The organism is Rhodopirellula bahusiensis (genome assembly GCF_002727185.1).
GTDB classification, from domain to species: Bacteria; Planctomycetota; Planctomycetia; order Pirellulales; family Pirellulaceae; genus Rhodopirellula; species Rhodopirellula bahusiensis.
Genome location: NZ_NIZW01000008.1, coordinates 91,177 through 105,377, shown reverse-complemented (window position 1 = coordinate 105,377; position 14,201 = coordinate 91,177). Strand labels below are relative to the sequence as shown.

The following is a 14,201-nucleotide window of genomic DNA, read 5'->3' as shown; positions in this document are numbered from 1 at the left end:
CTTGATCAATCGTCGCGACGCGCGTCGAAATACGTCCTGTTATTAATGATGGAATAGGTAGTGCCCCGGGTGCCAGCGATGATGTCGCACCTGAGGTTGAACCACTCGATAGCTTCGCTGTAACGGGACTCCGTACGTGCCAACACCGCCATAATAGCCACCGCCGTAACCGTAGTAACCCGACGAATACGATGGCAACGCCGGACGCAGAGCTTGCACGCCTCCGTGGTGCCCGAATCCACCGTGATGACCGACATGATGACCGCCGAAATGCCCATGATGTCCACCCACATGTCCGTGGCCACCGAAATGCCCATGGTGGTCGGCGCGAGCCGTTGAAGGACCAACGAACGTGATCGCGGTAACCGCCACCACTGCGATCGCACAAGTTTTCCAATTTCTCATTTTTCAGTTCCTTCAGGGGGGGAGTTCGCTTTCGCAAAACGAACCATTGTTTTGCTCAAATAAAGGGAGGCGAAGTCCGTGCCAAACAATGAATAGAAGCGTTTTCCCCGTGTTTCACGACATCGAGCCGCCTCTTGCCTCCGAAGAGCGTCATCGAATTGACGGCACGCGGTTGTCGATATGATGTCGCTTCAGACCATCTTTGATTTGCGAGACGCACACCGCAAATTTATTCTGGATGGAATCTGGAGGCGAGTTTTCCGTACTTTGGCACGAGGCCGCTGCTTACCGACGTGGCGACAGCTCGCTGGCGGCATGGTGGTTGCCTTGTTTTGAGAGATCCCAAATCTCACAACCCGAAGGAATGAAGATGCCTCGATTTTTTAACTCAATGGTCCTCACGAGTGTGATTATTCTGACCGTCTCATCAACATCGGTCGTGCAGGCGCAATTCGATGATGCCCCATACCGCTACGGGCACTATCACTCGCCACATTCTCATCTCGCTACCCCGCACCAATTCTACAGCCATTCGCATTGGGACCACGGAGTCTTGATGGATGAACCTGAAGTCATCCATCGCTCCATCGAGCCGATTGGCAATGATTGCGGGTTTCAGGAACCACTCGCCTACGGACATGCCACCACGGACGCGCACTTCGGCGGGTGCCCGAATGCCATCCACTGCCCGCACGACGCACGAAACTTTGCCAGTCTCCACGAACCGCCATCCACCTACGCTCATCCCATTGGACCTCGCCTGTCACCATCGCCCGCGACGCGCCATCCCGACTCGCAAACCCCACTACAGCCAAACGCTCCAGACCAAAACACATTCGACAGCCACAACCACGCGGGACACAACCATTCGGGTCACGATCATGCTGGACACTCACACGCCGCACCGCGCCAGCCCAATGACGCCCGCTACATTCCGCCGCCAACGCTTTCGCGACCTAGTCCAGGACCGCGAGAAACTCCGTCCGACCTTCACTCTCGACCGGCACCGAGTCGCAACGTATCCCCGTCCAACGACTCGCAAGGCCAGCAGGAACCAATCAAAATGGACGGTCCACCACCGTCATTTTGATTCTTCCGTTTCTATGTCAGCCGAAGTCGATCGAAATGGTTGAATTGATTCAACTGCGGAGCAACCGTAATCCATTGGCGATCACCAGCAGTGAAGCTCCCATGTCGGCGGCGATGGCTGCCCACAGCGATGCCACTCCCGCCAAGGTCAGCACGACGAACAAAGCTTTGATTGCCAAAGAGAACCAGATATTCTGGCGAATGACGGACAGCGTTCGTCGCGAGTGTTCGATCAGCCAAGGCAGCTTCGACAGGTCGTCGGACATGAGGGCAATGTCGGCTGTTTCAATCGCGGCGTCGCTTCCCGCCGCTCCCATCGCGAGTCCTAATGAAGCCCGGGCTAGTGCGGGTGCGTCATTCACGCCATCGCCGATCATCGCAACATGCTCGTATCGCGAAACGAGTTCTTCGACCTCCGCGACTTTGTCTTCAGGCAACAACTCCGCATGGACTTCGTCGATACCGGACTCTTTGCCGATCGCTTTGGCGGTGCCCTCGTTGTCGCCGGTCAGCATGACGATCCGCTTGATGCCGACTTGGTGCAACGTCTTGATTGCCTCGCGGGTCTCGTCTCGGATGGCGTCGGCTAGCGTGATGAAACCACAGACGTGCTCGTCATTGCCGATCACAACCACGGTTCGTCCGGCCTCCTGCATCGCTTCGAGCTGCTGACGAACTTCCAGGGTTTCCTGTCCGCGTTGTTCAAGATAACGATGCGAACCGAGCCAATAGGTTTTTCCGTCAATGACTCCGGTTGCCCCTTTACCTTGAATCGTCTCGAACGATTCGGCTGGCGGCATGGTCATGCCGCGTTTCTTGGTCTCATCAACAATGGCTCGTGCGAGCGGATGGTTGCTATTGAGTTCCAATGCTCCGGCACGCGTCAGCAATTCTTCTTCGTCGTGGCCGTTCATCGGAACGACGTCGATGACTTCGGGAGCACCCTTTGTTAGCGTCCCGGTCTTATCCATCGCGATCGCGACCAGCTTACCAGGTAGCTCGATGAACACGCCCCCTTTAACCAACACGCCATTGCGTGCAGCGGCGGCCAGCGATGCGACGACCGACACCGGTGTTGAGATGACCAATGCACATGGGCAGGCGATGACCAACAACACGAGCGACCGATAGATCCAAACCGACCAAGGCTGCCCGAGTAGCAACGTCGGAATCAACAGCATCAATAACGCGACCGCCATCACCACCGGGGTGTATACCGCCGCAAACTTCTCGACCCACTTTTCGGACGGCGCGCGTTTCGATCCGGCGTCGCCTACCATCTGAATGATGCGGGCCAGCGTCGTGTCTTCAGCCGCTTTGGTGCTTCGCATTTCCAGCAAGCCGTCACCGTTGATTGTTCCGGCGAACACTTCACTACCGACCTGCTTTTCGACCGGCACGCTTTCGCCGGTGATCGGTGCTTGATTGACGTCGCTATTGCCCACGGTGACTTCACCATCGAGCGGTATTTTCTCGCCCGGACGAATGACTAGCGTCGATCCGATCGGAACGTCGGCAGGTACAACGTCGCGGACTTCTCCGGATTCGTCTCTCAAGTGTGCGACCGGCGGCGTCAGGTCCATCAATGAAGCGATTGCCCGTCTCGCCCGACCGATACTCCATGATTCCAGCAGTAACGACAGCGAGAATAAGAATGCGACCGCCGCTCCCTCAAACCACTCGCCGATCGCGATCGCTCCGATCACCGCGACCGACATCAGCAAATTCATGTCAGGCCGCAAGGTGACCAGTGCTCGCCAAGCTTTCGGTAGCACCAAATACAGCCCGGCCAGAATTCCGATCAGGTAGCAAACGATCGCGGGCGTTGCGACGGCCTCATCGAAGCCGCCCGAGAGCAAATGAATCACCAGCCCGATCCCGCCGAAAGCACCGCTGATCGCGGTCATGATCGCGCGTTGATGGCTTGCCCAGAACGATTGATTGTCGGGGGACTGTTGCGCGTTCTCCCACGTCTCGGCCCTTAATCCGGTTCGCTCGATCGCCGCCAACACGTCACCGGAAGTAACGTCAACGCCATCGAGGTCGACAGTTAGTCGACCACTGAGCAAGTCGAAACCCAACCGCTCATCACCACCGAGCAACGGCACCAATTCACGTTTGATCAGCGCAACTTCCTCGGCACAATCCATGCCGAGGATTTTCAGTTCCATGTTGTTTTCATCACTCATCGTTGTCATCCTCGTCGATTTGAACTTGCCATGCGTCGCGTCCAGACTCGTAGGCTTCCCAAGCCACATAGGGAACGATCAGCAGTGCAGCCACCGGATCGGCCCACCACCAACCTTGCCACTGCACCAGACCGATGCCGATCAGCACGACAACGGTTTGGTACTCGCAGATCATCGTGTCAATGGCGTCGTATTTCAGAGTCGCCGAATCGGTCTTCTTGCCGTAGCGATACTTGCCCCATGCCAGCATCGGGTTGACGACCAACGACACCAGCAAGATGCCAATGCCCCACCACGACATCGACGCAGTTTCTTGACTGATGAACTTGCTGATCGCCTCGTAGCAGATGAACAGCACGGCGATCGTGAAGGCACCCGACAGCACACTAAGCGCGATCTTCTTTCGCTTTCGTATATCCCGTGCACTAATTCCCTGTTGTTCTCCGTGCAAACGCCAAATCATGAACGCGGCGGAGTTCCCTTCGACGACGCTATCGACACCCCAACTGATCAATGCAGAACTGCCTGTCATGAACCCGGCCGTCAGTGAGATGGCCACTTCGGTGATGTTGTAGATCAGGCTGGCAATCTCGACATTGCGGCCTTTGCGAATCAATTTATTTCGTTCATCGCTCATTCAGTTCTTTCCAGGGGCCGGATATTCGTCATGGCAAAGTGGTCAGCGGGAATGGCGGGAAGTCGATCCATTGCAATTTGCAAATCCTGTTCCGGGATCTCGTAGCTGCATCCGTTGACGAGCACGTCGGTGGCCGCCTTCATCTGCTCGATCGCGATCCATTCGCCGGGGCAGCGGTGGTTCTGGAAGTGATCGCCGCCGCCTTGAGGTATCAAGGTGAATGGATTCCCGTCCCATTCGCGAAAACGGGATGGTCTGAACGATTCTGGCTGGTCCCAAGGACGTGGATCATGGTTGGTGCCGTATAGGTCCAGCAGCACCTTCCGACCGCTCGGAAAGTGGTAACCGTGCCACGCGAATGATTCTTTCACCTTTGCTCCGGCAAACGGAAAGAATGGATAGTAACGCCGGACCTCCTGCACAAAGCAATGCAAATCATCCGGGGAGCCATCGCGAAGTTGTTCGCGAATCACAGGATGCTCGTTCAAGGCGTGCGCACAATGGACGATGTAAGCCGAAACCGCAACGGTTGGACGCAGGATGTTATTTAGCTCGACCGCAGCGATCTGAGCGTCCAACAAGTTCCCATCAAGATCGCGATGGTTGGCGACGATGAACGCGGCGGTGTCCTCGGGCGGGTCGTAGGTTCCGCTGCGAATCTGTTTGACAATTCCGCGCAACCAAGCTTCGTTGCGTTTGCGTGCGATCCTTGCCCACCAATGCTTTGGACCGATGCTGCCCGCAAAGTCGAAAAGGGCTGCCAGCTCTCTGGTCCTTCGATCCACATCGGCCGGATCGAGCGGCACGCCCGCCCACTGACAAACCGCTTCGGTGAGAACCTCCTGAGCCTGTCGGTAAAGCACGACCTGATCCATGCGTGACCATTGCAAGACTCGACGAGTCCAGATCTCGCGAGCAAGCTGCGTCAGCCCACCGATCTTGTCTTCGGTCAGCAACGACATGAACATCATCTTGCGATGGCGGTGGGCCTCGCCGTCCATGCCTTGCACCCCGCCGCGACCGAACAGCGTCTTGGCGATTCGCGACGGAGCGACACTGACGCGGGAGAAACGCGAGGTGTCGTAAAACGCCTTAGCGGCTTCCTCGCCTCGCAAGCAGATTACCTTTTGCAAAAGCAAACGAGTCTCGAACGCATCCGAGCCGTGTCGTTCACATTGCTTGGAGATAAAACGATAGGGATCGCGGGCAAGAGCAAACGTGTCGTCGAAAAAAGTATTGTTGGGCATTTGGGTCATGTTTCGTCCTCGATGTGTCAATAGGCTTCACTTGTGTTCGTTCGTTCACTTGCTTGCAGTTGAAATCACTTTTCCGTCGCTGCCGATTCCGCCGAATCGCTTTGCTTGGCCTCTTTTGCGTTGGACAAAATCTCAAAACCACCCTTGACTACAATTCCGGCGACAATCACTCCGATCACCAAATCGGGAACTTGTGACTGAAAGAAAATGACGGCAATACCGGATAGCACGATGCCAAGGTTGGCGATCATGTCATTAGTTGTGAAAATCCATGAGGCATTGAGATGAACCCCCTCATCTCGATGTGAGCGAAGCAGTCGTAGGCACACTAGGTTGGTCGTAGCGTTGATGATTGCTACGACGATCATTGCCCAGCCCACAGGCTCGGAGCCGGAAATGAATCGGCGTATCACGTCGGCCACTAAGCCGATGGCCATGGCAACCAGTAAAATGCCCGATAGTTTGGCGACTCGTGATTTGGCGGTCGCTGAACGGCCTACCGCGTACAGACTAGCGAAATAGACAAACGAGTCGCCGAGGTTATCCAGCCCCGCGCCTAACAATCCTGTTGACTGAGCGATGAAGCCGACGACCCCCGCCAGTAATGCCTGAGAGAAATTAATGAGCAGCACCCAAATGAGCGTTCGACGCTCATCTCCGTCTTCGTGATCGTCTTGACGCTTCTCGACGTTGCTCATCGCTCGGCTCTCGTTTGATCGCGGATGTAGACCTGGAGCGCATCGTTCAAATATTTTTTCGATTTCAACCCGACCAGACGTTCTGCTTCTTTTCCATCCACAAAAATCAGCAGCATCGGGTATTTGTCGATGTTGTACTTTTCCTTGATGAAGGGGTTTTCCTCGATATTCACTTCCGCGACTTTGGCTTCACCGGATAATTCCGCCGCGAGTTCACGAATCGTCGGTTTCATGGCGATGCAGGGCTGGCACCACGGTGCCCACATGTCGACCAAGACGGGAAGCTCGGACTCGATGACTTCGCGTTGAAAGTTGGCGTCGGTCAACTGGGCGGGGGTAACTCCGTTCCGTCGAACTTTCTCGTTCGCCGACGGCGACTCGCTACGGTCGCAACCGAACATCGCAACCGACAAGACGCCAAACGTTAATAGGCAGATTTTTCGCATGTTTCTAATTCGTATTTGGTTCACGAAACTCGATGATTGCCTTCCTTAGCTCGAACGAACTCACTTTCCGACACTGTGATCTTGGCCGAGAAAGTGCGGACACCGGGTGTTGTACGAACGACCGCACATGCAAGCGCGCGGTCGTTCGGATTTGCCACGGTTCCGGTTATTTCAACGTCGCCAGTGCAATCACATGACGCCTTGACCTCCGAAAAACCAAACTTGACCAACGCTTTCTCGACTCTCTCCGCCAATTGGCACCTCACGCGACCGCCTCACGCACAATCCGTAGGTGATTCGGATGAGAAACCTCTAATCGCTGTCCACCGACCGAATTACACTCCAAAGCCAGGATCGTTACATCGTCATCCGGCGGTAGGTTACCTGCATGCTGTCCAAGTTCGCCGACCAGCCGGTTTAGGGAATCGTCGAGCGGTTCATTCACACTCCCTGCGAATATCTCCGAGATCCTGCCTCGTCCGAACTGTTGCTCATTCACGTTGTGCGACTCGGCCACACCATCGGTGGCCATCAACAGCCGGTCGCCTTTTTGTAGCCAATGTTCCGTGGTCTTCCATCGTGAGTCAGTGTCAATTCCCAAAGGTAGACCGGTCGACTCAAGTGACGAGGTGCCGTCCTTTGAAAGCAACGTGACGGGTTCGTGTCCCGCGCTGGCGAGTTGCAGACGCCCAGTCGCAGGGTCCCAACGCAGTACAGCGGCGGTGGCGAATTCACTGTCCATCAGGTAGCCGGGCAACATCACATTGACACGCTGCAGCACTTCGCCCGGACTTCCACCACGCATCGACGCCGTGTCGAATAGCATTTTCAAAATAGAGGCATTCATCGCTGCCGGAATGCCGTGGCCAACAAGATCGGTGATGTAAATCAGCCAGATATCGTCCGGCATTGCGACGACTCCGTAAATATCTCCAGCAACGTCCTCCGCGGGCTGATAGTGTGTCGAAATTGTCAGTCCGGGAACGGTCGGCGACTGCGGCAAAAGATGTCTCTGTATCCTCTCGGCCCGGCTCATGTCCAAGGCCCGCCTTTGCTCCGTGTTCGCAAGCGATTCGCTCATTTCGGCAATGGATTGGCCAAGAGTATTTAACTCGCGGCTGAGGCATTTAATTCTCGGAACGGCCAAACGATCTTCGCTGATCCGCTGCACGGCGCTGACCAGCAAACGTGTTGGCTTAACAATCAGTCGAACCAGGGCGAGGTTCACCAGGACGGTTGCGACTGTGGCAAGGCTAAGCAGACTCAGCAGGTGAATGATGATCTCCTTGCGAATCGCACGGCGGACATCGGCCGCCCTTTCAGAAATCTCGACGCGAACCGGCCCAGTCGCGAAATCACCGACGACCGCAACTTCACCCGAATCCTCCCAAGCCGTCTGCGCGCGACCCGACTCCGACTCCGACTCCGACTCCGACTCCGACTCCGACTCCGACTCCGACTCCGACTCCGACTCCGACTCCGACTCCGAATCCGAATCCGAATCCGAATCCGAATCCGAATCCGAATCCGCAAAGAGATTCATGTTTGAATCGGCATAGTACTGCAAATCTTGATCGTTCCAAACAATGTTGATCCATCGCTGCGCCCGTTCCTGTTGCGAGGAATCTGAATAGCTGCCAGCAAGCAATCGCTCAATCGTTTGCGCGTTCGGTGACTTGTCCATTACCAGCAGCGCGTTGCCGATCAGAGACGCTTGCTCGCTGAGCGCTTCACTTCGTTCGCTGGTAGCGCGTTTCATCTCCATTCGATGGTCAAGTACCGCAAGTATTGCCACCAGCAGTACCAGAGGACCATTGACGGCGATCAGTAGTAGTGTCGCAGTTGATAGGGACCACTTCGGTTGTCGTGATATCGCTTTCATCCTTGGACCCTCGCTACTCGTTGATCAACAACCCTCACCAGTTCTTCGCTACTGAGTGGATTCGACAGATGAACCGCACCATCGTCAGAAAAAGAGACCTGTAGGAAATCAAGTAGAACCGTTGGGATCGTCTCGATGGCCTTGTCGTCCGTCATCACTTCGATCACGCCATCACCCTGTCCCCAGTGCAGATTGATCTCCGTAACAAGCACCGCAAACTTGTTGGTTCGCAAGTGTTCAAGGCACGTCAAACCATCGCCGGATTCAGTGACCAAATAGCCGGACGCGATGAGATGATTCACGTACTGAGTCCGTCGTGATTTGTCTTGAACACAAAGCAGCAGGGACATACGATCGTACGCTGGGTTTTTGGCGCCGTTACAAGTCGGCAACGAGGCTCGGTCTGATTGTCGGGGTATAGTTTCCATTGAATTGCTTTCCTGGACGATAAAAGATGACGGATCAATTTTCTGTTCAAGAAAAACCATCAGATCAAATACCGAGACAGTCGAGAGCAAAGGTCCTTGGAAGATTCATATCGTTGACTTTGCAGCAAACCGATTCTCAACGACGGCGTCTGAAGTAGGTCAGGGTCGAGATGGTTACCCCTTGTCGGTGGGAACAAGAGCGAACTGAGATCGAATTGGATTCGATTGGAACCAGGCCAGCCCAGCCAAAAGTAAGCTGCCTTTTCACAACAACGGCACGGACAACGACCGGGGCCGTTCGAGTCGGTCACATCCGTGTCGCAGCATGAACCCGTGCAGGTCGACGCCGATTGGAAACAGATGTCGCCACACGCCTCACACGCATTCACGCCCAGCGTCGCCAAGAGGCAACCACTGATCAGCACTATGACGAGCACGATGCGAGAGAACGATAAAATGCAAATTGCGTTCAATTCAGATGCCTTGGAATGATTGCGTTGGATCGCAACGAAACGGATTCGATTTCAGTACTGGACGTGGTCATTTCGTGTGGTCATGGACGCCGGGAGCGTCTGATTTAGTTCATCTGAATTCTTCGGGAAGGGTGACAGTGGTTCGGTGCGACTGCGTGAGCAATCTGGAAAAGCCGCCGGAACTGGGTGCAAATCCAGCACTAGCGGCTACTCGATTCATTCAAACTGAAGACTATTGCTTCGGTTTGGACGTGAACGTTCCGCTCGGCCCTTCAAGCTTTACGGGCTCCTTACCAGCTTTCTCAATCGCTTCCCACAACTGCCGCGGCGATAGGGTGGCGCCACCGATGGGGACAACGATCGCAGTCTTGGACTTGACGTCCGTTTTGATGCCGCCGACGCCACGAACTTCCGACAACTTGGCCGCCACCTTTTTGGCACAGCTCTCACAGGTGAGAACTTTTAAGGTGATGGTGGTTTTGGTCGTCGAAGCGCCGACCGCATCGGCGGCATTGGCAACGCGGCTTTGGGCCGTCATGCAAAGGGCAGCGGCGAACGTCAGGGCAAGGCAAAGGGAGGTACGGTACATTTTCAGATTCCTTTCAGGTAACAAACATTAACTTTCAAGTGGTCGGTCCTTTCGGATGGGGGCGAGGTGTCACATGGCGATCTCCTTGGTTATGGGGAATGGGGTCGGTGAGTGGGAAAAAGGGCGGAGCAAAAAAACGTGGCTGGGGGCGAGCGACTCAGCGGGCTGGTCAAATGCGCTACTGTTTTCCCCCCGGCCACTACGATCAAATGGCTATCGGCGTGGATGGGTCGAGGTTTCAACTTTCGCCAAGGGCACGGTTGAATCCTCACTGTTCTCTGTCGGGGAAATGTTCAAACAATCGCCATCGCAGCAGGCTTGCGAAATGCAAGCCATCCGGTGGGGCACAGAACATCCACACATGCAGCCGGGCTGAACGAGCAGAAACGTAGCGAACGACATGGTCGTGACGCGTCGCAATCCCCGACTCAGGCGTTTCTTTTTGGCGATTGCCTTGACATGCCTACTCTGTTGGTTGCGGTGGTTTGTGACCCGTCTTGGCTTCGTAAGTCGCTGCGAACTTATCGAAACGCTTGGGGCTGCAAATGAAACACTGCGATTCGGGGCGGTCGTGTTCATCACACCAATCGCCATCCTCTTTGAACTTCGACACCAGCGTTTTGTCACACAGGGCGCAATCGCCTTCGGGAACACCATGCTCGACGCACCACCAACCGCCGTGGCTGTGATCCACATTCGTTGCCGCCACCGGTTCGGAACTACCGGGTTCAGTGACGACATCGCTCTTGCTGCAACCGGCCAACACCACGGCGGCAGCGGCCAATCCGGCCAGCGACAGTCCACGAAAATCTTTGATCCAATTCATCTTCACAATCAATCTCCTTCGGCTTGGCCGAATCAAGGGTTAGACCGTCAGCCGCTCGGGCAGCTTCTGGGATTCAAACGTTTCGTCGGAATCCGAAGGCTGCTCCGACTCCGGGTCGGTCGGGTCGTTGGGTTTGAGTTGATGACCATCATCATCTCCACCATCTCCGTCAAATTTTTCAACCGGCAGGTTGAAGACCACATAGAGCACTCGCAAAACGAGCAAGCTCATGATCATTGCGCTACACACGCCGCCGATCACAACCGTTGCCAACGGTCGCTGCACCTCGGCGCCCATGCCGGTACTGAACGCCATCGGCACGAAACCAAGGCTGGCGACAAGCGTCGTCATTAGGATCGGACGCAATCGCGTCATCGCGGCTTCCTCGACCGCTTCATCGAGTGAGCGACCACGCCGCCGGAGTTGCCGGATCGTTGAAACCAGCAACATGTCGTCCAGCACTGCAACGCCCGACAATGCGATGAATCCAACGGCAGCCGAAATGGAAAACGGCATGTCGCGAACCCATAGTGCCAACACTCCGCCGATCCAAGCGAAGGGAACGCCGGTGAACACTCGTAACGAGTCCACCCAGTTGCGATAGGTCGCGTAGAGCAATGACAGGATCATTAACAGGGCGATGGGAACAACGATCATCAACCGCAGTTGGGCACGTTGCAAATTTTCAAACTGGCCACCCCACTCGACACGGTAGCGTCCCGGTGGCAGTTGGACCTTTTCGTCAATTGTGCGTTGAGCTTCAGCGACAAAACTACCCAGATCGCGTCCACGGACATTCGCTTCGATCGTGATTCGCCGTTGATACCAATCGCGTTTGATGGTGTTCGGCCCCTCGACCTTCTCGATCGTGGCCAAGCGTGACAAAGGGATGCGTTCACCCGAAGGCGTCGCCACTAAAATTTGACGGATCGCGTCCGGATTGGCTCGCGCCTTTTCCGGCAAGCGAATGATCAGCGGGAAACGCAATTGCCCTTCGTACACTTCGCCGACGTGATGGCTGCCTAACGAACGCACAAGATTCATGATCGTGCTGGCCGACACCCCGTAGCGTGCGATCTCGTCTTGTTTGACACGAATCTGCAAAACGGGTTGGCCAGACACCTGTTCGACCTTGACGTCTTCGCTGCCGGGAATGGCGTTGAGCGCCTGTTCAATTTCGCTTGCCTTTTCGACCATCAAATCAAGATCATCGCCATAGAGAATCGCCGCGACATCCGACCGAACGCCCGAAATCATCTCATTCATTCGCATCTCAATTGGCTGGGACATCGCCAATCGAGGGCCGGGCAGGTCTCGAAGTTCTTCCTGAACCTTGATGACCAATTCTTCCTGCGTCTCCGCCCTCGTCCATTGTTCGCGTGGATGCAGGGTCAAAAACAAATCTGTCAGTTCAGTTCCCATCGGATCGGTCGCAACTTCCGCCGTACCGATGCGGCTCCAGACCTGCGATACCTCATCAGGAAATTTGTCCAGCAGCACTTGCTCCATTTGCGTGTTGTATCGCATGGATTCTTCCAGCGTTGTGCCAGCCAGACGCACGACGTTGATCGTGATCGCACCTTCGGAAAGTCGCGGCACGAACTCGCTGCCAAGGTTCGGTGCCACCAAGCCAAACACGCTGACCAACAACAACAATGCCGCACCAATCACAAAGGTCTTGTGGTGCATCGTGAACCGAAGAACCGGTGCATAAAGTCGCTTGAGCACGCGGATCAACAACGGCTCTTTCTCTTGGACGTTCTTCGGCAAGAACAGACTGGCCAAAACCGGCATCAGGGTGAGCGACAGGACCATCGAACCGGCCAAGGCCATGATGACGGTGATCGCCATCGGTCGAAACAGTTTGCCTTCGATCCCTTCGAGCGTCAGGATCGGCAGATAGACAATCATGATGATTAGCTCGCCAAACATCGTCGGCTTGCGAACCTCGATGGCCGCCTCGCGAATGATCTCCAGTCGACTTTTGCCGTCCCGGTTGTGTGCCAAATGCCGCACGCAGTTCTCGATCATCACGACGCTGCTATCGACGACCAACCCAAAGTCGATCGCACCCAGGCTCAGCAGACTGGCGGCGATGCCAAACTTCAACATTCCTGAAAATGCGAACAGCATCGACAATGGGATCGCTGCCGCGACGATCAAACCTGCTCGCAGATTCCCCAGAAAGATGAACAACACCGCGATCACCAACAGACCACCTTCAAAGAGATTTTTTTGAACCGTGTGAATCACGTGGTCGATCAATTCGGTGCGGTCGTAAACCGTTTGAATCCGAACGCCTGCTGGCAACGTTTCTTGGATGCTCGCGATCTTTTCCTTGATGGACCACGTCACGTCGTGACTGTTCTCGCCCATCAGCATGAACCCGAGTCCCAAAACCGCCTCGCCGCGTCCATTCGCCGTGACCGCCCCGCGTCGGATTTCGTGTCCGATTTCCACCTCCGCCACGTCACGAATGCGAACTGGCACGCCATCTTTGGCGGTGATAACAACATCCTTGATCTCCTCCAGATTGACCGTTCGACCGACGCCGTGGACCAACAACATTTCGCTGCCGTCGGTAACCGTCCCACCACCTACATTCTCGTTGTTCGCTTCGATGGCTTCGCTAACTTGCTCGAACGTCAATCCATACTTCACCAACAAATCCGGTTGCAGTCGAACCTGATACTGTTTCTCGTAACCACCCCAACTATTGACCTCCGCAACGCCGCGAACCGAACGCAACTGGGGCTTCACCACCCAGTCGTGGATCGTACGCAATTCCGTCATCCGCTTGATGCGTTCTTGTTGTGCGACCTTGGAGAAATCAACACCTTCGTAAACCAGCACATAGTGAAAGACCTCGCCCAACCCTGTCGAAACCGGCCCCATTTGCGGTCGCTGAATCCCGTCGGGCAACTCGACGGTGGAAAGCCGTTCGTTGATCAGTTGTCGGGCGAAGTAGATGTCGATGCCATCGTCAAAGATCACAACGACTTGAGACAGGCCGAACTTTGAAATCGAACGCAACTCATGCAGGCCCGGCAACCCGCTGATCGCTTGCTCGACCGGAAACGTAATCTGTCGCTCGATCTCTTCCGACGCTAGCGAAGGAGCGACCGTGTTGATTTGAATCTGAACCGGAGTCGTATCCGGGAACGCGTCAATGTCCAGTTGCTGGAGCGAGAACACGCCAACGCCAGCGAACAACAACGCGGCCAAGATGACCAAGGCGCGGTGCTTGAGCGAGAAATCAATGAGGTAGTTAAGCATCCGTGCA

At 55.4% G+C, this 14,201-nt stretch carries 12 protein-coding genes; all 12 read right to left on the bottom strand.

Going from position 1 to position 14,201, the window contains the following annotated elements; translation table 11 throughout:
- Positions 1–42: 42 nt before the first annotated feature.
- Entirely contained in the window at positions 43–405 is a 363-nt protein-coding gene (locus tag CEE69_RS11655) for a hypothetical protein (protein ID WP_081611102.1), read from the bottom strand.
- A gap of 1,139 nt (positions 406–1,544) precedes the next feature.
- The gene (locus tag CEE69_RS11645; protein ID WP_158230999.1) at positions 1,545–3,692 is read right to left on the bottom strand and encodes a heavy metal translocating P-type ATPase; all 2,148 of its coding nucleotides are present in this window, start codon (positions 3,690–3,692) and stop codon (positions 1,545–1,547) included.
- Entirely contained in the window at positions 3,676–4,320 is a 645-nt protein-coding gene (locus tag CEE69_RS11640) for a cation diffusion facilitator family transporter (RefSeq protein ID WP_233215156.1), read from the bottom strand. The genes CEE69_RS11645 and CEE69_RS11640 overlap by 17 nt, the downstream gene beginning before the upstream one ends.
- Positions 4,317–5,576 (bottom strand): cytochrome P450, encoded by a 1,260-nt coding sequence (locus CEE69_RS11635; protein ID WP_099260814.1) that lies wholly within the window; start codon positions 5,574–5,576, stop codon positions 4,317–4,319. The genes CEE69_RS11640 and CEE69_RS11635 overlap by 4 nt, the downstream gene beginning before the upstream one ends.
- A 65-nt stretch (positions 5,577–5,641) precedes the next feature.
- The gene (locus CEE69_RS11630; protein WP_007340599.1) at positions 5,642–6,274 is read right to left on the bottom strand and encodes a cation transporter; all 633 of its coding nucleotides are present in this window, start codon (positions 6,272–6,274) and stop codon (positions 5,642–5,644) included.
- A complete protein-coding gene (locus tag CEE69_RS11625) occupies positions 6,271–6,720 on the bottom strand; it encodes a thioredoxin family protein (protein ID WP_233215155.1) in 450 nt (149 codons plus the stop codon). Before CEE69_RS11625 ends, CEE69_RS11630 begins: the two co-directional genes overlap by 4 nt.
- Positions 6,721–6,740: 20 nt before the next feature.
- The gene (locus CEE69_RS33640) at positions 6,741–6,986 is read right to left on the bottom strand and encodes a BON domain-containing protein (RefSeq protein WP_063825903.1); all 246 of its coding nucleotides are present in this window, start codon (positions 6,984–6,986) and stop codon (positions 6,741–6,743) included.
- Positions 6,983–8,485, bottom strand: a complete 1,503-nt coding sequence (locus CEE69_RS11615; RefSeq protein WP_390179971.1) for a PP2C family protein-serine/threonine phosphatase — start codon at positions 8,483–8,485, stop codon at positions 6,983–6,985. Before CEE69_RS11615 ends, CEE69_RS33640 begins: the two co-directional genes overlap by 4 nt.
- A gap of 113 nt (positions 8,486–8,598) precedes the next feature.
- Positions 8,599–8,904: a hypothetical protein gene (locus CEE69_RS11610; RefSeq protein WP_233215153.1), complete on the bottom strand. Its 306-nt coding sequence runs from the start codon at positions 8,902–8,904 to the stop codon at positions 8,599–8,601.
- An 831-nt stretch (positions 8,905–9,735) separates the two neighbouring features.
- A complete protein-coding gene (locus CEE69_RS11605) occupies positions 9,736–10,092 on the bottom strand; it encodes a heavy-metal-associated domain-containing protein (protein ID WP_233215152.1) in 357 nt (118 codons plus the stop codon).
- A 463-nt stretch (positions 10,093–10,555) separates the two neighbouring features.
- Positions 10,556–10,924: an RND transporter gene (locus tag CEE69_RS11595; protein WP_099261001.1), complete on the bottom strand. Its 369-nt coding sequence runs from the start codon at positions 10,922–10,924 to the stop codon at positions 10,556–10,558.
- Between the two features lie 33 nt (positions 10,925–10,957).
- Positions 10,958–14,194, bottom strand: a complete 3,237-nt coding sequence (locus CEE69_RS11590) for an efflux RND transporter permease subunit (protein WP_099260811.1) — start codon at positions 14,192–14,194, stop codon at positions 10,958–10,960.
- Between the last annotated feature and the right edge of the window lie 7 nt (positions 14,195–14,201).